Source organism: Ehrlichia chaffeensis str. Arkansas (assembly GCF_000013145.1).
GTDB lineage: Bacteria > Pseudomonadota > Alphaproteobacteria > Rickettsiales > Anaplasmataceae > Ehrlichia > Ehrlichia chaffeensis.
Map to the genome: position 1 here is coordinate 612,484 of NC_007799.1, position 24,109 is coordinate 636,592.

A 24,109-nucleotide genomic window follows, 5' to 3' on the forward strand; every position below is an offset into this window, starting at 1 on the left:
TACAAGAAAATTATAAACGCATAAAAATGAATGTATGTATAGAAATAATAATTAATAAATATTAATAAATAAAAAAATTATTAACATTTTATATAAAATATATTAATTTACTTTAAATGTATTAATATATATTAAAAATCTTATGAATCTAACATTATTAAAATTGAAAACAGGAAAATATATTTTATGTGATATTTATGAATTTCATGAATATGATTTAGACAGTGATTTCACTAACGATCACTATACACTAGATCATTTTATCGGGATGAAATTTGAAGATTGTTATTTCATTGAAAATACACTGTCCAAGTATTATTACGCTTTTTTTTATGGTATGCATAAAAATAATTTATTATTTTTGGCTATACGAATTAATAGAAATATAAGTAATAATCAGCTGCTTAAAAGTTTTCAATTTTCAGAACGTTCCATTTGTTGCTTTGGTATTGCAACTCACATTCATGACTTAGATATTAAAAAAAGTATGCATCAATATTACCATTTTATACGTCACGAAAACCCTACTATTCAATTTACAAGATTATTTACTGTAGTAGCAGTTTCTCATTATATAAAGTGTAGCATGTTACAATCCATTTATGATGACAATAATCAGAATAGTACTTATAGTATATGCGTTTATAATTTTTTTGATAAAGAAGGTAAGATATATTATCAACAATACGAACATCATACTGCATATCCATTATATATTTTGTTAAACTTTGAAAAAAATATAATTATCTGTGATAATGCACTGGGTGGTTTAAGAAGATATAAAAATTACACATGTCACAATGTAAAATATGGAGGACAGTGTAAAGGAAACATAGGATATTTTCTTGAAAAATCAACGAATACTTTTATGTGTGTAGAGCATGATGATATATTAGAGAGTAATCAATTATCATATTCCACTAAAGTAGCTACTTCTAGTCAACAGGAATACCATCCTCTATTACCATCTACAAGTGAAGTTGAAGTACCACAAATTAACCATGATGGATTAGAAGATGACATTTCACCAAGAAATAACGAAAGCGCTCCAGGGTTATTTGTTCACAATACTGATCTTGAACCATTAACCGTTAAATTTCCATTCAGATAGGTATGTATATTAATATTCCGTTTATTGTTACAATACAGTACTATAATTAGTATTACTATAAAAACTATAATTAATAATATTAAAGTTATTGCTGTGCCGCATTGATCTTGATATTACTGTATTTAAGTTATGTAATAATAAGCAGTAAAATTGTACAATAGAATATGAAAATCATGATATATAGCAATAACCATAATTTTTTAATGTATAAAAAATTCAGAGTGCTTTTTGCAATTGTTGGGATAAAGTATCAGTTATTAAATAATATTGTTATGTATGATGGACATAGATGTTTTATTGGTTATATGAAATCTAAAAACAATATTAATTTTTTAATAGATTAGATAGTAAAATAGCAAATCAGTTTTATAAATATATAATTTTGAATCCCAATCAGCATACCCTTACTTTATTATAAAAGTAAAGAGACAGTAAAGTTACAGCAATAGTATACTATTTAAAGAGAATAATGCTTCTTAATTAAAGAACAGTTTATAATATAAAAAATAACTAAACTAAGATTACTACTATAAATGAATGTTTTTATTTAAGTATTTATCTGGTAATAAGTATAAGTAATATATAATTATATATTAATTTTTTAAGTAAAAATTAAACAATAGAAATATAAAGATTTATTAAAATATTATAAAGATAAGTGCCTATATTAATATAATAATATACATTTAAAATGTAAGATAGCAGCTGTATATACTATACTGATAATAAACTACAAATAATTGATACTAGTTGCAATACTTGCAATACTACTGACAATTAGTATATAATTACTAGTGTATTTTCATGTGTTTAATGGTTATAAATTATGTTAGCAAAATTACCAAAAGTGTCAAAAAGTAAATCACAGGAGCAAAATGAACCGTGGCAACAAAATGAAACACCGGAACAAATAAAACAACGAGTCCAGAATATCATATCAAGTCCAGGTGTAGATAATGATGATGCAGAATTAATATGCAATATGATAGATAAGAATCACGTACAAGATCTACTGTATTTACGTTATTATGTACAAAATTTAAAAAACGATCCAAGAATGAAATTAAAATCTATAAGGTGTGTGGGTAATACTAATTCTAACACTGGAGAACTTACCTTATATATTGGAGATAGGAAGAAAATACCAGTAATACCACATGGAACATCTATTTTTAGAGTAACTGTTAATATATTAAATAATGCACTTAACGACAACCCATTTCTTAAGGAACTTAATGTAATATCAAACAACAACGATTCTTCATGTTTTGATTTATATTGTCTTGTACTCGCAACAAACATGACCAATTTTAAATGTTCTACCCAAAGTAAAGGTAATAATGACTTTCTGGAGTTTAGTGAATTAATGCTTGTCCATCCACAGTCTGGAAAAGACGGTAAACATTTAACTCCACATTTCGAGGAGAAATATTTAGCAATGCTTGGATTTCATGTATGTTTAGAGCCTATTGTTCTTAAAACAGACGAACAAGAAGCATCTGAATGTGATGAAGGGGCTTCTCCTACTAAATCTCCTTATGCATCTAATGACAGCATTGCTTCTAGTTATAGTACATCTTCTTCTTTAGAAACAGTAGGTATGTCAGAGGAAGAAGATACAGATTTAAATCCATTAACTCCTTCACCACATGTCTTGGGACCATCACTTTATGAACCTATGTTCTTTCCAGATACACCAGGAACACCTAAAACATCTAGAAGAAGTAAGTAAACCATACCAGTAATTACTTAACATAAAGTATAGAATATGTGTATTTAATAATACTATTTTACTCATCAATACTCTGTAAATTTTACTATTATAAAAAGCTTACTACATGCAAAAAAGTACATGTTAAATCTGAATCAGAAGAATTAGAGTATTAGCTATAATAAATACAGTATGTGATATTTATTTGATATATGTATTTTAAGCTAATACAATCTTCTGTAGGTACACCAAAAAAGTACTAGTAATCTATTGTAAAGTACAAGTTAAAGAAGTAATACATACTTAAACTAAAAGGTTTACATTTTTTACCACATATCTTTGCTAAAAAATAAAAACATATCTCTAGATATAGTATTTCTAGCTTACTTTATTAAGCACTTGTAATTTGGATCACATGTAGATTTTTCTTGCAAAAAATAAAAACTACATTATACAAGCTAGGTAGAAATACATTATTTACAATACAGGAATATTAGTGTTTAAGCTTTTCATACACTGTATTTTCTACAGCTGCCCTAGCTCCAGAACTTACTAATTTATCTTTATATGAGATGAAAAATGATTTATTATGCAGACATTTGAAGAGGACACTTGAATTTTAATCTTATCAAAATAAATCAAGCATCATGTATAGGTAATATACTACTCAACAGTTTCTATTACAAGTACATATTTCAAAAACACTACTTCATGGAAATTAGCATTTGAACTTACATGCTCAATATTTATCTAAATAAACGTTGCACGCCATCCAGGCTAGTAACAAATGAATTCATATTTAGCAAGATTAATAAAAAGAACAAAGTTACTTTGAGAAAAAAAAAAGCAGCCTAATAAGAACTTAATGTCTACATTTGAGAAAAAGCAGCTTAATAAGAACTTAGCGTGTACATTTTAGGAAAAAAGCATCTTAATATGAACTTAATATGTACATCAAGTGCTCTTTTACATTTATTAGTAGATAAGATAAAGTTACAATATTTTTTACTAATAAAATTATATAATCCTGCACAAAAAAATCAATGCTGTTGATCAATTCTTCAAACATAGAGAAGTCACATTTACTAAGTTAAATACAGAACTTATACTATGCCGTGAATTATTAGATGAATACGAAACATTAACTGAAATACTATAAAATGACTACGTTTATTACTTCTGAAAAAGAGGAAAGAAAATGTTGTTTCCCACGTTATAAACCAACAAAAAATGTTAAACCATAAAGTACATCATAAGAAAGCTTATTAAGTGCAAATGCTAAATGCAGATGAAGCTCAACTATAAAATATTAATGTACCAATATCAGAAGATAATCAGTATTATTACTTACTGGCCTTCTCAGAAGATAAGTTAGTGTTTTACTTCTTCATCTTTAGTATGTGTAGAAGGTATAAATGTCCAACATTATAGGCAAAAAATATTGTAGTATTTCAATACCAAAATTAATATTTATTAAGATATAATTTAATATTAAAAATTATTAAAAATATTTATTGTAATATAGTTAATTTTATTTATTATTTAAATAAAATAAATTAATTAAATATTATGCAAAGTTTAGATATTAAAAAATTTGTTAATGGACATTTATGCAGAAAAGCAGATGCCCTCTCTTTTATTTATCAAAAATGTTACTGTATAGGTCATACCCCAGAAGACAGTGATACATTAACAATACATCTTTCCAAAACCCATAAAAGCAAAAAAAAAGTGGTGCCATCTAAGAATTCCTTATTTGTATTAAATGTTGAATATCCTGTTGCGATGATGAAACAATTGCGACATATGAATTTTCTAACATTATCAAAAGATGAAATGGGAAAAAATGTTATAGATGCAAAACTTTATATTTTTGTCAAACAATGTAATCTTAAAAAATTCATGAAAGAAGTATTAAATAACAATAAACCAGGATCTACTGTAACACCATCTGAATATGGTAGCGTTGTCTATACAGTATTATGTAATAATAAGCTTTTTGAAGATTTTAATGAACATAATGCTTTAAGCACAATTTCAAAGATGGCATTAACAAATACACGAGAATTTCCTGCTTTTAAGTTTATACCTAAAGTTGGTATCGCCCGGAAATTACTACATGCTATAGGATGTGTTTCACAAAATGATGAACCTTTAACCTCAACAACAATTGGCACTCAAGAAGAAGAATCAGTACCTACATTAGATTGTCTATCAACAGAACCAATTTATGAGCCTTTACAAACACATAATAAATAATATATCATACACATTTTATAATATATTAAATGTACATATACCATTCTTTAATTTTCCTTAAATAATAGTATTATTACAGATTTATTATAAAATTTATTATAAAAACGTGTTTTTTAACGGTAAATCATATGCTTAATTTTAGTGAAGAAGACCATCGACAGTACAACAATGTATTATGCAGAAACCTGAAGTCTATGAATGTTACTGTACTAAATGGTTATTGTGTCGGTACTACACAACCAAATAATAAGTTGGAAGTATCTACTGAAGCTGATGAAATAAACCCTATTGTACCTTCACAAGGAGGTCCATCTTTGTTTAAGCTCTTCGTTCAGATCCCAAAAGATTCCGTATTAGGTGATCCAATACTCACGGAGAGTGTTGATTTCTCACAAGAAAATATTACCAAACTTACTGTTGAAGCAGAGGTATTTGCTATAGTACGTTCAAATGATACAAAACATTTTGTGCATATATTAGACAAAACCAATGAAGAAAAACGCAAACAAGATAAGAAAAAGAGTAAGAAATATAAAGCTCTGGATTTTGCATCTATTGCTAATTCCTGTAATCCTGTACTTGTAAAACCAAAAGCATATGCTAATCCAGAAGTCAAGTTTGACTTAAAATATGCATTGTTAACTACTGGTGGACTAAATTATGTAACATTCTCTCCAAGCACACCAAGAACAGAAGAAAGATTAAAAATATTATCAACATCAGCACCTTCAATATTACAACAACAACCTACATCAAGACTATCAGAAAGTGATGTAGAAGGATCAGCAGGCTGCTTTTCTTTCTTAAGATGTACACGTTAAATTCCTAATAGGATGCTTTTTTTTAGATGTATACATTAAATTCCTAATAGGATGCTTTTTTCTTAGATGTGCACATTAAATTCCTAATAGGATGCTTTTTTCTTAGATGTGCACATTAAATTCCTAATAGGATGCTTTTTTCTTAGATGCACACATTTAAATTCCTATTAGTTTTTTTCTTTCTTAAGATATGTACATTAAACTCCACTAAGCTGCTTTTCTTAGATGTACATGTTAAATTTTTATTTAGTAAAAAAATAATATCCAATTATAAATAGAAATTTAATAATATATAATCCTCTTTATTTTCTTATAAAAATTGATAAAGTGCATTGTATAAGAAATTTAAATGACAAAATGGAAAATTAAGTATACCAGGAGTGATGACACTACTATTCTAACTAAAAGTGAATATAACTTAGCATTATATATTCAACAATCAAAAATCTTTCACCAATACTTAAAAGACAGCTAAACAATAGGAAAAAATGCAAAGCTTTAACAGTAAAGATCAACTTGAAAATTTTATTATAAAACACAAAACAAAAGAAAGCAACAATTATAAGTCTTATGCATTTTGTATCGTTAATAGGAATACTATATTTGAATTAAGAAAAGAATTTATAGAGATTTGAAAATTTAGATATTTATTTTACCTACAAATATAATTGAAATCTATGAATCCACCTTATCAAAACTTAATCTAAGAACAATTATTAGTACTTAACAATCAATAATATTAGAATATGTTAACCCATAAAATACATAAAATTATAAAAAACAAACAATTAAAAAAATCACTAATAAAATTAATTATCATATAACAAAAGATTGTTTTTTTATATCTTATAATAAAAAATAATACCTTTATATCATATAATTATTATGATTTTTCATAAAGATTAAATATTGTAGAATGTTATGTTAGGTATATTAGGAAATAATCTTGAAGAACAAACTTGGTATAATGAGAAATTATGTGCAGATGTATCAAAGATATCAAAAACAGAACCTCTTATATGTTATCGAAGTTATTGCATAGGCAATACCGAAGATGGTGATACTAAACAACTACAAATTTTTGTTAATGATAGTTATAAAAAAAATGTACATAAGTGTTTCCCAAGTGGGAAGTCCATGTTTATATTAAAAACTTTATTACCAAAACATCTAATAAAGCATCATAGCAAAATACGTCAGGCAGTTATGAAATATACACAGGATTATGATCCTAGTTTCTGTCATATGCACATATATCTTTTGGTAAATGAAGATAAGCTCAATATATTTTACCATGATGTACATAATAGGTTATTAAATAAAGAACGACTGATGATACCTATTGAAGATCTTACTCAATATGGCACAATGGAATTAATTTATATACCATATATAAATCGAAAGGAAAAAAAGTTTGATATGGAGTACGCTCTACAAAATGTCGCAGGATTAAATGCACAATTCATATATGATCAACAAGAAAAGAAATCCTCTGAACATGATGAAACAAATGCAGGTGCTGTCAGTAGTTTTTTTTCCAATTTGAGAATAACTATTACTAAAAAAGCATCTACTGATGAGGATAAAGAACCTTTAGTAGCGAATACAAGAATGTAGCATAGAAAGTATAAAAATTTCCTTGTGATACACTATTTTTTAATCTAAGCTAGCTGCATATCAAATAAAATTAAAAAGATAAATGGGAAAAAATTGCTAACACACTTAGCATTTTTTCCCATTTATCTATTGTTTTGATATTTTCAGGAGTTGTTGAACATGCTATAAATGATCTATTACCTGCTAGTAGTCAGCAGCAATAGGTTCAATATAATAATTTACTATCTTATAGTGCTGGTTTTTCACTAAAATATAATAATAATATTGCTTTTATAGGATCGTATAGCAATCTTGGTAATTTTGGTAAAAAGGAAATTTCTGTACAATCTAATCACTATAAAATAATTGATAGTGAATTTTATGATTTAGGTTTAAAGAATTATTCAAGTAGAATCATAGATAAAAATTAACAAGAAAGTATATCACAAAATTTTTAGATTTCTATAACCTAAAAAACATAAATTATAACAATGTTTTTAAACAGCAAAAAACACCATTCCAAACTTACAAAAACATAATACCTATGTTTGTTTATACTAAGAAACTTAATTTTAGTTTTTTTCATCAAGAAGAAAACTAGTATATATGCAAGAACTAGAAATATACTCGAATAAAAATATAATTAATCTGATACTACAGCTTCTTTTTTTTGTATTTCCATCAATATATCCTTTACCTTATCAGGAGTTAATTTCTCATAATAATCATCATTGATCTGCATAACAGGAGCATTAACACAAGCCCCTAAACACTCTACTTCTTTCAAAGTGAATAAATTATCACTCGTTGTTTCTCCAACACATATATTAAGCAATTCCTTACACGATTTTAAAATATCATCACTACCACACAACCAACAAGGAGTTGTCCTACACACTTGTATTAAATATTTACCAGTAGGAGATAAATTATACATAGAATAAAATTTTGCTACCTCATATACATGTATTAGCCGCATACCCAAAAAATCTGCTATATAATTCATAGCAGACAATGGAATAAATCCACCACACTGCTTCTGAGCAATATGCAATAAATCCATTACAGCACTCGATTTTCTATCATGAGGATACTTACTAATTGTATCATTTGCTTGTTTTAAGTTATCCTTATTAAATTTAAATGTTTCAGTATAATGTTCATTACTATTTTTCTGTATATTAGACATTACTCATTACCTATCTATTTCTCCAAATACTATATCTAAAGACCCAATTATGGCTGTTAAATCAGCTAACATATGACCTTTTGCCATCATATCTATAGCTTGCAAATGAGCAAATCCAGGAGCTCTAATCCTACACCTATATGGTTTATTTGTTCCATCAGATACTATGTATACACCAAATTCACCTTTTGGAGCTTCAACAGCCATATAAGTTTCTCCTATTGGAACACTATAACCCTCTGAATATAATTTAAAATGATGTATTAACGCTTCCATAGATTCTTTCATTTCCGACCTTTTTGGTGGAGCAATTTTTCTATCATCTGTTTTTATTGGACCATTTGGAAGACGATTCAAGCATTGTTCAAGCAACTTAATTGATTGCCTAATCTCTGCCATCCTTACTAGATAACGATCATAACAATCTCCTTTTTTTCCAATAGGAATTTCAAATTCTAAATCTTCATATATTTCATAAGGTTGACTTTTACGTAAATCCCAAGGAATACCACAAGCCCTTAACATTGGACCAGAAAAACCCCAATCTAATGCCTGTTCTTTTGATACAATACCAATATCAACATTACGTTGTTTCCAAATCCTATTTTCAGTTAACAACTCATCTACATCATCTATAAACTTAGGGAAAGTTTTAATAAATTTAAATATATCATCAATCAAATCATCTGGAACATCAGCTGCTACACCTCCAGGACGAATATAAGCAGAATGAAACCTCGCACCTGATGCTCTTTCATAAAAACCTAAAATCTTCTCTCTTTCTTCAAACATCCATAGTAAAGGTGTCATAGCACCTATATCTAGCGCTTGGCTTGATATATTTAACAAATGATTCAATATTCTAGTTAACTCACAAAAAATAACACGTAAATATTTAGCTCTAATTGGTATTTCACATTTTAATAACTTCTCCACACATAAAGAATAAGCATGCTCTTGACACATTGGAGATACATAATCAAGACGGTCAAAATATGGTAAAGCTTGTAAATATGTTTTATATTCTATTAATTTTTCTGTTCCTCTATGCAATAACCCAATATGTGGATCTATCCTTTCTATAACTTCACCACCCATTTCTAAAACCAAACGCATTACACCATGAGCTGCGGGATGTTGAGGACCAAAATTTAAAGTCATTGGTGTAATTTTGACTCGATCAGACATTACCAAATTACCAAGAATATAACTATAAATTATGTAAGTACATATATCACATGTCAAGAACAAGCTTCTATATAGCATAAAGAGAAATTCTTATTTAACAGATATAAACACGACACTTATAACAAAATGTATTAATAAAAAACTACCTTAGTATGAAAAAATAAATGAAGTAAACACATTAAAATATCATCTTCCAATAAAGTCTATTTATGCATAGCATGTGATACATATTGCTTATTATTACTAGGCAATGAATCTGTATATACTAGAATACTCGAAACTAATACTACCCATAGCAAAGATATAGGTAAAAATACTTTCCATCCTAACCCCATTAGCTGATCATAACGGTACCTAGGGATAGTAGCACGAATCCATATAAAGCAAAATAACAATGCTACCACTTTCAATACAAACCATACAATCCCAGGAATTATATATAAGAAGCCAATATTTAAAGGTGGATACCACCCACCAAAGAAAAATATTACTGCCATTGCATTAATTAATATCATATTTGCATATTCTCCTAAAAAAAACAATGCAAATGGCATAGATGAGTATTCAACATTATATCCAGATACTAACTCTGATTCTGCTTCTGGTAGATCGAAAGGATGTCTATTAGTCTCAGCTAAAGCTGAAATAAAAAAAATACATGCCATTGGCAATAATAATAAATCTATCCAGTAAGGCATATTATGCCGTGCTACAACTATCTCACCTAATTTTAATGATCCAGTTGCTAATAACACTGTAACTATAGTTAAACCTATAGATACTTCATATGATATCATTTGTGATGCAGACCTAATTGCACCTAAAAAAGCATAATTTGAGTTACTTGACCATCCAGCTATTATAATTCCATAAACTCCAAGAGAAGAAATAGCTAAAATATATAGTACACCAATATTTATATTTGCAATAGCATTAGGTATTATCACTTCATATCCATCATTAACAATTACATCAGCTCCAAATGGAATGACAGCCCACCCTAACAAAGCTAAAGTAAAAGTAATAATCGGAGCAATCAAAAAACATATTTTATTTGATTTAAAAGGAATAATATGTTCCTTAATAATAAGCTTTACAGCGTCAGCAAAAGGTTGCAATAAACCAAATGGTCCAACAACATTAGGACCTTGCCTCAACTGTATTGCCGCAATAACCTTACGCTCCATGTACACTAAATAAGCAACAGATATCATAACCGATATTATCACTGCAATTATTTTTATAAATAATGCAGCTCCACTACCTATGTAACTTAAAAAATCCAAAAAAATATTATAATAACTCATACTCACCTAATCTTTATTTGCAAAAGCTTTTACACAATTTGCCATTATAATAGATGCACGACTAATTGGATTTGCCATATAAAAATTAAAATCTTTATTAATAAATACACTATCCCTTTCTAAAATCATACTTCCATCAATTGAAGCCCATTTATTAGAAATTAAGCTTCCAATATTTTCTTCACGAAATTGCTTTCCTAATGTTGACAATTTATTTCTAATGCAATTTAAACTTTCGTATTGCATATCCATTTTTAAATATTTTGATAATTCTTTAATAATTAACCAATCTTCTCTTGCAAGACCAGGAGGAGAAACAGCAATATTTGTTCTCTGTACTCTACCTTCAGTATTAACATAAGTCGCATTTTTTTCAGTATATGCTGCACCAGGTAATATCACATCTGCAACCTGTGCTCCCCTATCTCCATGATGTCCTTGATATATAATGAAAGAAGACTTAGAACGAGAAATTTCTACTTCATCTGCACCTAACAAATATAAAACCTCTATTTCACTAGAACCTATACCATTAATTATATCAGACATTATATTAGTGTTAGAACTAGGAACAAACCCAATATCTAAAGCACCTACTCTAGCAGAAGCTTTATGCAAAACATTAAATCCATTCCAATCATCTCTTAACATACCAAATTTTGCTGCAATTTTAGTAGCTAATACAAATATAGAATGACCATTATCACCAACCAAAGCATCTTGTCCTATTATTAACATAGGATTTTTTGCATATTTTAACAGTTCAGAAAAAGGTATTTTTTCATGTAGAATATCATCTAATACCAAACAACTATTCCCTAAATCTTCTACTTTATAATTAAAATTATCATAGACACCTAAATTAGCAATCTTAAATCCTCCTCGTAAATACCTTTTACGCAATCTTGCATTAATTATAGGCGCTTCAAACCTTATATTTGTGTTGATTAATAAACACAAATCCGCATTTTCTATATTAGATATACCAGTATTAAACAAATATAAAGCTCTGCTATTAGTAGGTACTACTGATCCATCTTGCCTACATTCTATATTAGAACTCCCTAACCCATGCATTAGTTCCTTTAATAGCAACATAGATTCACAATCTGCTAAATCTCCAGCAATTGCCGCAATTTTATCTCCAGAAACATTACTAATCCTTTTAGCAATTACATTAAATGCTTCTTCCCATGTTGCAGGTAATAACTGCCCATTCTTTCTCACATATGGTTTATCCAACCTCTGCAATTTTAAACCATCATACGAAAAACGTGTTTTATCTGATATCCATTCTTCATTTATACTTTCATTCAATCTAGGCAATATCCTCATTACCTCTAGACCACGTGTATCAACCCTAATATTACTACATACAGCATCTAATACATCTATTGTTTCACAATGACGTAATTCCCAAGATCTAGCTTTAAATGCATAAGGTTTTGAAGTTAATGCACCAACTGGACAAAGATCTATTATATTACCAGATAATTCTGAAGTAATACATTTAGAAATATACGTATCTATCTCCATATTTTCACCACGGCCCATTGTACCTAATTCATAGCTACCAGCAACATCTGATAAAAATCTAACACATCTAGTACAATGTATACATCTAGTCATTGTATTTTCTATCAGTGGACCAAAATTCTTCTTCTTTACAGCTCGTTTCTCTTCCTTATATCTGCTTTTACCTCTACCATATAACATGGTTTGGTCTTGTAAATCACATTCTCCACCTTGATCACAAATTGGACAATCTAAAGGATGATTAATTAATAAAAATTCCAGTACCCCTTCCCTAGCTTTTTTTATTTTGTCAGTATTAGTCTTTACTACCATACCCTCTGCAACAGGCATTGCACAAGAAGCTACAGGTTTAGGTGGACCACCAACAACTTCCACTAGACACATCCTGCAATTACCTGCTATAGCAAGCCTTTCATGATAACAAAACCTAGGTATCTGTACTCCAGCAACTTCACAAGCCTGCAGTACAGTCATTCCATCTTCGACTTCTATTTCTAAAGAATCTATAACTAGTTTAACCACGCACTATCCTTATATACTAGCCCATTCTATAGGATTACCTGTAGTATCTTGTACTAAATCACCATTATCATATTGACCTGCAATAAAAATTTTACCTGCTTCTCTATTAATATATTTAACTGGCTTTACAGATTTACCATTATACATTTTTTGAGCTGTACCTTTTTTACGTTGCAATGGATTATTCTTACTTGCTGTTTTTGCAACTTTAGCTCCTTTCTTAGCCATAATACCCCCATAGCCATAAAATCATGAAGTAATAGCACATTTTACCATTTAGGTTTTTAACGTCAATAAATTATATAGACAAAACTCTTAATGATTTGCTATTTTTACTTTAATTCTTTATCTTTACAAAAATATCTTTAATGGAGGTAATTTATTAATAAAACATATTCAACAATATTTACTACTTGTTATTACGCATCAATATTTTGTACATTTAAAGCATTATTATTAATAAAGTCACGTCTTGGTTCTACAAAATCACCCATAAGCACTGAAAATATTGAATCAGCAGCTTCACAATCAGCTATTTTAATTTTTAGGAGTGTCCTTGTTTCAGGATTTAATGTGGTATCCCACAATTGATCTGCATTCATTTCACCTAAACCTTTAAACCTCTGTAAGGTCATATCCTTTTTACCAAATTCAATAATATTATCTACTAAAGAAGTAGGTGAACTTATTTTTATATTATTGTCTTTAGTAGATAAAATAGGCATATTATAAAAAATATCCTCAATTCCATCACACATAGCAATAACATGCTTAATATCTTCTGAATTCATCATTGCGCTATTAATATAATATTTATCAACCAGCCCATGAGATAATCTAAAAATACTTATCTCATCTTCTTTAGGTATTTCAACACTCCATTCATATTCACAAAAAACTTTATTTAAATGATCAGATATTGCACCAGCAGAATCAAAATTATGCTTTCTAAAGAAAATAATCAATGATTCTAAAACATGCTGAGGAATTACCCTATCATAAGATTTTGTTATCTTACTAATATTCATACATTGATGTAAAACCTTAGATAAACTATTTCCTGAATAGCTTTCACCTGCATTAAGAGTGAGATCTTTTACTGCATTATTAATTATATAATCATGCAACATATCATCATTTTTTATATAAAATTCTTTCTTATGTTTTGTAACCTTATAAAGTGGAGGCTGTGCAATATATAAATACCCTTTTTCTATCACTTCACGCATATAACGGAAAAAGAATGTTAACAATAAAGTTCTAATGTGTGACCCATCAACATCTGCATCTGTCATAATAATAACTTTATGATAACGCACTTTTTCAATATCAAAATTTTCAGTTCCAATATTACTACCTATTGCAGTAATTAATGATGCTATTTCTGCTGATGATAATATACGATCTAAACTTGCACGTTCTACATTTAATATCTTTCCCTTCAAAGATAACACAGCTTGAGAACGTCTATCACGCCCTTGCTTTGCAGAACCACCTGCAGAATTACCCTCTACAATAAATAATTCAGATAACTCTGGAGACTTTTCCTGACAGTCTGCCAATTTACCTGGTAAAATAGTAAAGTCAAAACCGTTCTTACTTTTTATCAAATCTCTTGCTCTACGAGCAGCTTCTCTCCCTTTAGCAGATCTAATTATTCTTTCTATAATGCTAGTAGCCAACTTAGGATTAGTTTCAAAAATATTTGTAAGCTTTTCATACACTATATTTTCTACAGCTGTCCTTGCTTCAGAACTTACCAATTTATCTTTAGTCTGAGATGAAAATTTAGGATCAGGCAATTTTATTGCCAATACACAAGTTAAACCTTCCCTTACATCTTCTCCTAAAATATTTACTTTTGCCTTTTTTAAGAAACCCTCATTTGTTGCATAATTATTAATACAACGTGTCATAGCTGATCTGAACCCTGCAAGATGAGTACCACCATCCTTCTGCCTAATATTATTTGTAAAGCATAACATATTCTCATAGTAAGAATCATTCCAATGCATTGAGAGTTCTAAGCTAATCCCATGTTCAAGCACAATTCCCTCTATATGAACAACTTTGGTTACAGCAGTTTTATTGCGATCAAGATATTTTACAAAAGCAGCAGTTCCTCTATCCTCTATATCATTAACTTTAGAATTATCCTTCAAACCAAAAGATGAATTTAATATTTGAGCACCCCTTAAATCCTTTAGGTTCATATTAATATTTGAATTAAGGAAGGACAGCTCTCTAATACGATTCTCTAACGTTGAATAACTAAAATTTATAGATGAAAAAATATTCTTAGATGGTAAAAAAGTAATTTTAGTACCCTTCTTAGTTGTATTCTCACCAACCACAGATAACGATTTCACAGTTATCCCATCTTCAAAACGCATAAAATACTCTTTACCATTACGCCATATGGTCAACTCTAACCAACTAGAAAGAGCATTCACAACTGATATACCAACACCATGAAGTCCACCTGAAACCTTATAACTATTGTGGTCAAATTTACCACCAGCATGTAGCTGTGTCATAATTACTTCAGCAGCTGACATGCCTTCGTCCTCATGCATATCTACAGGTATACCTCTACCATTATCCACAACAGAAACAGACCCATCACTTTGAATTACAATATCTATTTTATTGCAAAATCCAGCAAGCGCTTCATCTATAGAATTATCAATAACCTCATATACCATGTGGTGTAATCCAGATCCATCATCAGTATCACCAATATACATGCCTGGTCTTTTTCTAACCGCATCAAGTCCTTTTAAGACAGTAATCGAACTCGCATTATAATCATCCATAGCAACATTATAAGTTAATTAAGTTAATAGACATTATATCTGCAGAAAATTTTAGATAAAGTAAAAAAAGTCTTTATTTATAAGTTCAGTGCATTATTATCAAGCGTATAACTTGATATACAATGTGCATTAATTAATATTATTAATTAATACATAACGATATACCAGTAAATTTAGGTTATAAAAACTTAATTCTAACTACATTCTATAATCAAAGCTACCATGTAACCAGCCAATACATACTATTTTTATAAATAGAATTCAGATTGTAAAAAAATTTCATTCAATGTTTAAATAATATGTATAATCTTAATTAATAACACTTTTACATATAAAATAGGAGTATAATGAAGACACTATTAGAGGTAAGTAATCTAACATCTGATGACATAGAATCTATTTTTAACCTTACAATACAGTACTTTAATAATACAAACTTAAACCATAATATCCTAACTGGAAAAGTCATTGTTAACCTATTTTTTGAAAGCTCAACACGTACTTTATCTTCTTTTGAAATTGCAGAAAAATCACTAGGTGCACATTCTATTACTTTAAACATTAACACATCATCTATAAATAAAGGAGAAAGCATTATAGACACTATTTCAAATATAGATGCAATGAATCCTGATTTAATTATCATAAGGTCGCAATACAGTCAATTTATCAAAAAAATATCAGAATATCTACCAAGCTGTTCTATAATAAATGCCGGAGATGGACATCATGAACACCCAACACAAGCATTAACAGATTACTGTACTATACGTTACATAAAAAAAGATATTAATAATTTAAATATATCTATATGTGGAGATATATTACACAGTAGAGTCGCAAGATCAAATATAAGATTATTATCCAGATATGGAGCTAATATATCTTTAGTTGCTCCCCCAACATTATCATGTAACTTAACAGGTATATCACATATATATCACAACTTAATTGAAGGAATACGCAATGCAGATGTCATCATGTTGCTAAGGCTACAAAAAGAACGCATTATTAATTGTGTTATTCCTTCAGAACAAGAATACTCTCACCTATATATGCTAAACCATGAAAAACTATTACATGCAAAAAAAGACGTCATAGTTATGCATCCAGGACCTACAAATAAAGGGATAGAAATCTCCAATAACGTGGCAGAAAAAAATTCTGTAATTCTATTACAAGTAAAAATGGGTGTTGCAGCACGTAAAGCTATATTACATTATTTACTGTACAATAAGTCAATATAACATCAATAATGCGATATAAAATTACTATAGAATATAATGGATCTAATTTTATTGGATGGCAAAAACAAAAACACTCATCAAATTCCATTCAAGAAATTCTTGAAAATGCAATACTCAAATTTTCACAACAACATACTACAGTATATGTTGCGGGAAGGACTGATGCTGGTGTACATGCTTTAGGTCAAGTAGCACATTTTGATTTAACAACAAACCTTGACACATATGTAGTAAGAAATGCAATAAATTATCACTTAATACCTCATGCAATTGCCATATTAAGTGTAGAAAAAACAGATGATAAATTTCATGCAAGATTTTCAGCAAAAAAACGTCACTATTTATACAAAATAATAAATCGTTATTCACCATTAACAATAGATTATAATCGTGCGTGGCTTATACATAATCCTTTAAATATTGAAAATATGATACAAGCTATCGAATATATAAAAGGTAATCATGATTTCTCTAGTTTCAGAGCAAGGCATTGTCAATCCAAAAATCCAATAAAAACAATAGATGATTTAAAAATTATTCATAATAATCAATCTATTAACATTCATATTTCTGCTATATCATTTTTACATCATCAAGTACGTATTATTGTAGGTACACTAGTTGAGTGTGGAAAAAATAATTTTTCACCAGAACATATAAAAAATATCTTAAAAGCAAAAAATAGATCTTATGCAGGTATGACAGCACCACCATACGGCTTATATTTTGTAAAAGTAGATTATTAAAGTTTTATACAGTACAAAACGTACTTTCGATAAATAAAAATTCACTAATAATGCTTAAGTAAATAACAGTATAAATACATATGGTTAAACAGCATATCTAATGTAATACCAAAAATATTTTTATGAAATTTACTTATAGCTTTTACATAAAAAATAATAGGATAAATACAAATATTTAAAATAAATACTTAATAAGATAGTATATTAACAATAATAAATATCTGGCATTTTTATGGATTTTCCAAAACCTGTTCCTACAGCTTTCACATAAGCTTCCTTTGCTGCGAAACGTTTTGCAAAGTGTCTTACTTGTGCATCAAAATTTGTATATTTCTTACTATCTTCTATTTCTTTTTCACTAAATACCCGTTTAAGAAATTTAGTACCAAATTTTTTCCATAAATTTGATATACGAGGAACATAAACAATGTCTGCACCAATCCCTAGTATCATTTTTTTAATTTATTTAAGAATTGTTCTGTGGAAATTAAAACTTTATCTTTTGTTAATCTATTCCTTACTTCAATAAGGTCTTGTTCTACTGTTGATTTACCAATTATAACTTGCCATGGCATACCTAGCAGATCTGTTCTTGCTAACTTAATACCAGGACTATCATCAACTTAATTACATAACTATAAAAACCATTTTATTACATAACATCAAACTAGCTTTGCACTTAAAAGTACAAACTAAGATTAAAAATAAAACCTATTAATAGAATTTATTATTCCATACATACAAATATTTATTCCTTACAACATACTATGAGCTATACAAAAGATTTGTAATACAATCTTCTCACAGTTATTTTTATTCACACCATTTAAACACTAAAGCAAACGTTTTTCTAGGGTTTAGAAATTAGCTTATATAATGCTTGAAATCTTACAATACCATTTTAAATACAACTTTAAATTTTTCTAGACACATAGTCTTTGCTAAAACAACATTATCCATAAATTAATCATGAATACAGAAATAAAATATAAAATTAGCAAATTCTATTTTACTTGCTTAACTTACTATTGTAATTTATTGCTAAATTGACGAAGTAAGCTATCATGTATACCAGTAACTGGTGTATTCTTTTTTAGCAATTTTACTAAACTCTTTCTATCCACCTTAATGTTTTGTATATCCGTTACCTTATTAGCTTGAGAATCAAAAGTTATTTTTAAAACAAGAGATTCATATTCTTTTGTTGAAAAAAAACGCTTCTTATAAATACTATAAGAAACATAATACCATACATTTTCCTCAATAATGCACGGATCCCCTATAAGTTGTATAACCTGACTACTTAAATCCCCAACCTTTACATTATTCCACAAATTAACTTCTGAAGCAGGATAGCCATGGTGAATAGATATAGTATGACAACTACTTAATAAAAACAAAGCTATATAAATAACTCTCGTTAGCATAACATCTCAAAAATAAGTATCGTGTAAAGTTATCATAATTTAATTAACTGGTCAATTTCATATTATATATTTTTAAATATATACCTATTAGTAAATACAAAAACATTATTCTACAAAATAGATGCTTACAGTTCACCTTTCCAATGCTTGATTTATTAGGTCTATAGTATTATTTACTCCATATAATTTTACAAAAGATCCAAGCCTAGGGCCATGACTTTGCCCTAATAGAATTTCATAAAAACTTTGAAAACAAGATCGCAGATCATTAAAACAATATTTTTTCATTAAAGAAAATATATTACTTTGTATTTCTTCAGATGTAATATTTTCTGAGAAATCATTAAGCATATTTTTCAATTCATCTAATATGATTCTTTCATCATGATTTGGAGTTTTATAAACCTTATATGGTTTTACAAAATCATGATAATATTTAACTGAAAAATCTACTAATTGAGATAATATTTTATTATCTTGTAGATTATCATTATCTTGGTAATTTTCAATGAATCCCCATAATACTTCACTAGTTTCAGCATTACAAGCAGATGCTAAATTCAATAATAAAGAAAAACTTAACCCAGAAATATTAATTAATGGCACATTTCCATTATGAATATGCCACACAGGATTATCACAACTAACATTTTTATGATAATCATCCACTAGACATAAATAATCATCCATAGAACGCGGTATAACATCAAAATATAACTTCTTTGCCTTTTTAGGATTCTGTAATATATATAATGCTAAACTTTCAGAAGGAGCATAAGACAACCAATCTTCTATTGATATACCATTACCTTTTGATTTTGAAATTTTCCTACCTTCTTTATCAAGAAACAACTCATAACAGAATAGAACCGGAGGTTCACTACCTAGAATCTCACATATTTTACTAGATAATTCCGCAGATGGCTGCAAATCTTTACCATATGCTTCATACTTTACATTAAGTGCTGACCATCTCATACCCCAATCTGGCTTCCATTGTAATTTACATTTTCCACCTGTAACTGGAACTTGAATAACTTCCCCATTCTCATCCTGATAAGAAATAGTACCTAATGCAATATCAATATCAACAATAGGCACTTGTAATACTCTTGACGTTCTAGGACATATTGGCAAAAATGGGCTATAAGTTTTTTGTCTTTCACTACCTAATGTAGGCAGCATAACATCCATCACTTTATCATAATTTTTCAACAATAAGAGCAACTTTTCATCATATAAACCATTCTTATAACATTCTGTTGCACTTTTAAATTCATATTCAAAATTAAATAAATCAAGAAACCTACACAACAACATGTTCATATGATGCCCGTAACTTTCACAAGCACAAAAAGGATCCGGTATCATAGTCAAAGGTTTACCTAAATGGTCAGCTATCATATCTTTATTTGGAATATTATCTGGCACTTTCCTTAGACCATCCATATCATCTGATACAACTATTACTTTTGTTGTAATATTAGGACAGATTTTACGTAGAGCATTCATTATTGCTGTAGTACGTAATACTTCTCCAAAAGTACCAATATGAGGAAGTCCTGACGGGCCATAACCAGTTTCAAAAATAATTTCTGTATTCTCCCCAAATCTTTTTAATATTTTTTCTGCTTCTTGAAATGGCCAAAATTTGTACTGTCCCACCATAATACATAAAACTGATAGCTTATAATCTCACTCACCTATATAACACAAAATGTATAAAGTGGCAAATATATAGCAAGATTACACAAAATGAATTTCGAAATACCCTATAAACTATTTTAAAATAGTATCAAAAAATCTTTTCTAGAACATAACTATAACTTTTATTTAGTATTCCTAAATCAAGCAGATAATTGAGATACCGCAGCTTCATCAAAAATGCTACCCCGGTCACCTTTAAGACAACAAGACCTTATACCAATATGTCATGGTCATACAACAAATTAAAGGGTTTTAACATTTATAGGAAATTACTCCAAACTATACTGGATCATCATGCATAACAACACGACGTTGCTTTATTTTCTTATGCATAACCCCCTTCTTACGACTATCTACAGATTCAGATAAGCGAAATTTTATATAATTATCAACAATCTCATTAAACTTATCCATATGATCACGGAAGAAATGATCTGCTTTTTCTATAACATAATATTGCATGTACTCACTTTTAATAGAATTACTCAATCGAGCAGCTAGTTGAGATACTGCAGCTTCATCAGAAATGCTATCCTGGTCACCTTGAATAATTAATCCAGGTACAGGACAAGGTGATAAAAATGAAAAATCATATTTATTCGCAGGTGGTGACACTGCTATGAATCCTTCAACTTCAGGACGTCTCATCATTAATTGCATAGCAACCCATGCTCCAAAAGAAAAACCAGCAACCCAAAAAGGAGATGATGCCATATTATTATTTTGTAACCAATCTGCTGCTGCTGCACCATCACTTAACTCACCTATGCCTTTTTCAAAATTACCAGATGATTTACCTACTCCACGAAAATTAATCCTTAAAACAGAAAATCCATTATTAGCAAATATATTGTATAAATTATATACAATCTTATTATCCATGTTTCCACCATATTGGGGATGAGGATGAAAAATTAAAGCAAGTGGAGCACCTAACGTTTTGTTATGATGATATTTCCCTTCAATTTTACCAACTGCACCATTAAAAAATATCTCTCTCATGAATTAACTTCCTTAAATAAAAAATGAGCAAACTACTATCCAAGTGTATAACAATAAGAAAAAAAACTCAACTTTACAAAAGTATTTTTATAATAATTATAAGAAATAAGAAAATTCAGATACATATTTTAATTTATATTATCATATACAAAAACTTATTTTAATAATAAGACTAATATATTAATCTTAGTATTTAGATTAGCAAAAACCTACTTGACATAAGGTATATTAATGATACATTAACAGATTGTTGATTGTAATAAAAATCTTTCATAAAAATATTTCAACAAAATCGAATGATTATAAAGATTTGGAAAATTTAATATGTTAATTACGACAAGGCTACGTTATGCTGTCATGTTTATGGTAAAATTAGCTCAGGAGTATTACACATTAAAAGGTAGCACTCAGCCAAAAAGGATGTCACATATTGCAAATAGCCAATCCCTCTCTGAAGGATACTTAGAGCAAATTATTGTAAAACTAAAAAAGCAAGGATTAATAAACTCTACAAAAGGCCCTGGTGGTGGTTATTCTTTAAATAAGAGTCCAAATTCAATTACACTTAATCTAATTCTTGAATCCATAGGAGAAAATATAAAAATTACAAGATGTAAAAATCATCTCATAGGATGCTTATCAAATAATGCTAGATGTATTACTCACAATTTATGGGATAATATAGGCAATCATATTAAAAAATATTTAAATAGCATTTCATTAGAAGATATACTTAACAATAATTTTAAATCTGGCACGACTGTAAACAATAATGCTAATGAATATATATATGCAGATTATAATTCAACATCAACTATATTACCCACAGTTAAAAGTCAATTAGATAATCTATCTTCTCTAAACATATACAATCCGTCATCAACACATAAACTAGGGCAAAATACAAAAAGTATTATAGAAAAAACAAGAGAAATAGCCATCAATCAATTAAATGCTAAAAATCATGACGTAATTTTTACTTCATCTGGTACAGAAGCAAACAATTTAGTAATAAATAGTACTGCTGATTATAAATACTTAATTTCTTCCATAGAACATCTATCTATCATGAACTGTGCAATAAATGCAGAATTAATACCAGTAGATTCTAATGGAACGGTATGCTTAGATACATTAAGCGATATTTTATACAAATGTAAAGATGAAAAAGTTCTCGTATCAATAATGACTGCAAATAATGAAACTGGAGTAATTCAACCTATAAAAGAAATAGTAGAAATATCACATAAATTTGGTGCAATAGTACATACAGATGCTATACAAGCATGCGGAAAAATTCACGTAGATATTGAAGATTTAGGGGTAGATTTACTAACAATTTCATCACATAAACTTGGTAGTATTGCTGGAACTGGTATATTGTTTTTTAATAGTAAAAAAATAAAAATAAAGCCTATGATATTAGGTGGACACCAAGAAAAAGGACTACGTGCAGGTACTGAAAATGTTGTATCAATCTATTTATTATCTATATCTCTAAGCAATCTAAAAGATTCTATAAAAAAAATGTCTAGTGTTGAGAGATTACGTGATAAACTAGAAAATCAAATATTAAACTTGGTACCTGAAGCTCAAATTTTTGGCAAGAACACACGAAGGTTACCAAACACTACATGCATTTCGATGCCAAATGTAAACAGTGAAATACAAACAATAAGTTTTGATATTGATAACATTGCAGTTGGTAGTGGATCTGCCTGTTCTTCTGGAGCATTAGAACATTCCCATGTATTAGCTGCGATGGGAATAGATGATAACGTAGCTAAAAACTCTATCAGGATTAGTCTTAGTCCTGATGTAACAGATGATCAAGTAAACAAAATAGTTAATTGTTGGTACAAGATATATAAAAATAATCAATTACTCAAATTAAATTAGGTAGAAGTGATGAAAAAATTAGAAG

The 24,109-nt window shown here is 28.6% G+C and carries 17 protein-coding genes and 2 pseudogenes; 8 read left to right on the forward strand and 11 right to left on the reverse strand.

Translation table 11 applies throughout. The annotated features are described in order from the left end of the window. Positions 1-142: 142 nt before the first annotated feature. The 5 genes from ECH_RS02535 to ECH_RS02560 all read left to right on the forward strand — a co-directional run bounded on the left by ECH_RS02535 (position 143) and on the right by ECH_RS02560 (position 7,519). On the forward strand, positions 143-1,111 hold the full coding sequence (locus tag ECH_RS02535; RefSeq protein WP_011452713.1) for a hypothetical protein: 969 nt from the start codon (positions 143-145) through the stop codon (positions 1,109-1,111). A gap of 826 nt (positions 1,112-1,937) precedes the next feature. Continuing rightward, positions 1,938-2,843, forward strand: a complete 906-nt coding sequence (locus ECH_RS02545; protein WP_011452715.1) for a DUF3023 domain-containing protein — start codon at positions 1,938-1,940, stop codon at positions 2,841-2,843. A 1,548-nt stretch (positions 2,844-4,391) separates the two neighbouring features. Beyond that, the gene (locus ECH_RS02550) at positions 4,392-5,081 is read left to right on the forward strand and encodes a DUF3023 domain-containing protein (RefSeq protein WP_006011204.1); all 690 of its coding nucleotides are present in this window, start codon (positions 4,392-4,394) and stop codon (positions 5,079-5,081) included. A gap of 128 nt (positions 5,082-5,209) precedes the next feature. Then, positions 5,210-5,902, forward strand: coding sequence for a DUF3023 domain-containing protein (locus ECH_RS02555; RefSeq protein WP_044233238.1), 693 nt, complete (start codon positions 5,210-5,212; stop codon positions 5,900-5,902). A 921-nt stretch (positions 5,903-6,823) separates the two neighbouring features. Further along, entirely contained in the window at positions 6,824-7,519 is a 696-nt protein-coding gene (locus tag ECH_RS02560) for a DUF3023 domain-containing protein (RefSeq protein WP_011452719.1), read from the forward strand. Between the two features lie 622 nt (positions 7,520-8,141). On the opposite strand, the gene nuoE is transcribed toward ECH_RS02560, so the two are convergent. The 6 genes from nuoE to gyrB form a co-directional block, all read right to left on the reverse strand. Continuing rightward, positions 8,142-8,687, reverse strand: a complete 546-nt coding sequence (gene nuoE / locus ECH_RS02565; RefSeq protein WP_006011198.1) for an NADH-quinone oxidoreductase subunit NuoE — start codon at positions 8,685-8,687, stop codon at positions 8,142-8,144. Positions 8,688-8,693: 6 nt separating this feature from the next. Beyond that, positions 8,694-9,875, reverse strand: coding sequence for an NADH-quinone oxidoreductase subunit D (locus ECH_RS02570; protein WP_011452720.1), 1,182 nt, complete (start codon positions 9,873-9,875; stop codon positions 8,694-8,696). A 203-nt stretch (positions 9,876-10,078) separates the two neighbouring features. Continuing rightward, positions 10,079-11,182: an NADH-quinone oxidoreductase subunit NuoH gene (nuoH, locus tag ECH_RS02575; RefSeq protein WP_006011902.1), complete on the reverse strand. Its 1,104-nt coding sequence runs from the start codon at positions 11,180-11,182 to the stop codon at positions 10,079-10,081. Between the two features lie 6 nt (positions 11,183-11,188). Next, positions 11,189-13,240, reverse strand: a complete 2,052-nt coding sequence (nuoG, locus tag ECH_RS02580; protein ID WP_011452721.1) for an NADH-quinone oxidoreductase subunit NuoG — start codon at positions 13,238-13,240, stop codon at positions 11,189-11,191. A gap of 9 nt (positions 13,241-13,249) precedes the next feature. Beyond that, on the reverse strand, positions 13,250-13,468 hold the full coding sequence (locus tag ECH_RS02585) for a hypothetical protein (protein ID WP_006010926.1): 219 nt from the start codon (positions 13,466-13,468) through the stop codon (positions 13,250-13,252). A gap of 191 nt (positions 13,469-13,659) precedes the next feature. Continuing rightward, a complete protein-coding gene (gene gyrB / locus ECH_RS02590) occupies positions 13,660-16,056 on the reverse strand; it encodes a DNA topoisomerase (ATP-hydrolyzing) subunit B (protein WP_006010924.1) in 2,397 nt (798 codons plus the stop codon). A gap of 347 nt (positions 16,057-16,403) precedes the next feature. On the opposite strand from gyrB, the gene ECH_RS02595 reads away from it, so the two are divergent. Beyond that, positions 16,404-17,303 carry an aspartate carbamoyltransferase catalytic subunit gene (locus tag ECH_RS02595; RefSeq protein WP_006010922.1) on the forward strand — a complete coding sequence of 300 codons (900 nt, stop codon included), beginning with the start codon at positions 16,404-16,406 and terminating at the stop codon, positions 17,301-17,303. An 8-nt stretch (positions 17,304-17,311) separates the two neighbouring features. After that, the gene (gene truA, locus ECH_RS02600) at positions 17,312-18,049 is read left to right on the forward strand and encodes a tRNA pseudouridine(38-40) synthase TruA (RefSeq protein WP_006010921.1); all 738 of its coding nucleotides are present in this window, start codon (positions 17,312-17,314) and stop codon (positions 18,047-18,049) included. Positions 18,050-18,265: 216 nt separating this feature from the next. Here the strand turns inward: truA and acpS are convergent. From acpS to ECH_RS02620, 5 genes and pseudogenes are all read right to left on the reverse strand, one after another. Continuing rightward, positions 18,266-18,502 (reverse strand): annotated as a pseudogene (gene acpS / locus ECH_RS02605) (holo-ACP synthase); the annotation flags it as partial. Next, positions 18,499-18,669, reverse strand: a pseudogene (locus ECH_RS04760) (His/Gly/Thr/Pro-type tRNA ligase C-terminal domain-containing protein); the annotation flags it as partial. The pseudogenes acpS and ECH_RS04760, both read right to left, overlap by 4 nt. Before the next feature lie 405 nt (positions 18,670-19,074). Next, entirely contained in the window at positions 19,075-19,476 is a 402-nt protein-coding gene (locus ECH_RS02610) for an outer membrane protein assembly factor BamE (RefSeq protein WP_006010919.1), read from the reverse strand. Positions 19,477-19,608: 132 nt separating this feature from the next. Then, the gene (locus ECH_RS02615) at positions 19,609-21,144 is read right to left on the reverse strand and encodes a lysine--tRNA ligase (RefSeq protein ID WP_011452723.1); all 1,536 of its coding nucleotides are present in this window, start codon (positions 21,142-21,144) and stop codon (positions 19,609-19,611) included. A gap of 318 nt (positions 21,145-21,462) precedes the next feature. Then, positions 21,463-22,185 carry an alpha/beta hydrolase gene (locus ECH_RS02620; protein ID WP_006011178.1) on the reverse strand — a complete coding sequence of 241 codons (723 nt, stop codon included), beginning with the start codon at positions 22,183-22,185 and terminating at the stop codon, positions 21,463-21,465. A 324-nt stretch (positions 22,186-22,509) separates the two neighbouring features. Between ECH_RS02620 and ECH_RS02625 the strand changes: the two genes are divergently transcribed. After that, complete coding sequence (locus ECH_RS02625) at positions 22,510-24,084, forward strand: aminotransferase class V-fold PLP-dependent enzyme (RefSeq protein ID WP_006011180.1); 1,575 nt, start codon at positions 22,510-22,512, stop codon at positions 24,082-24,084. Positions 24,085-24,109 lie beyond the last annotated feature (25 nt).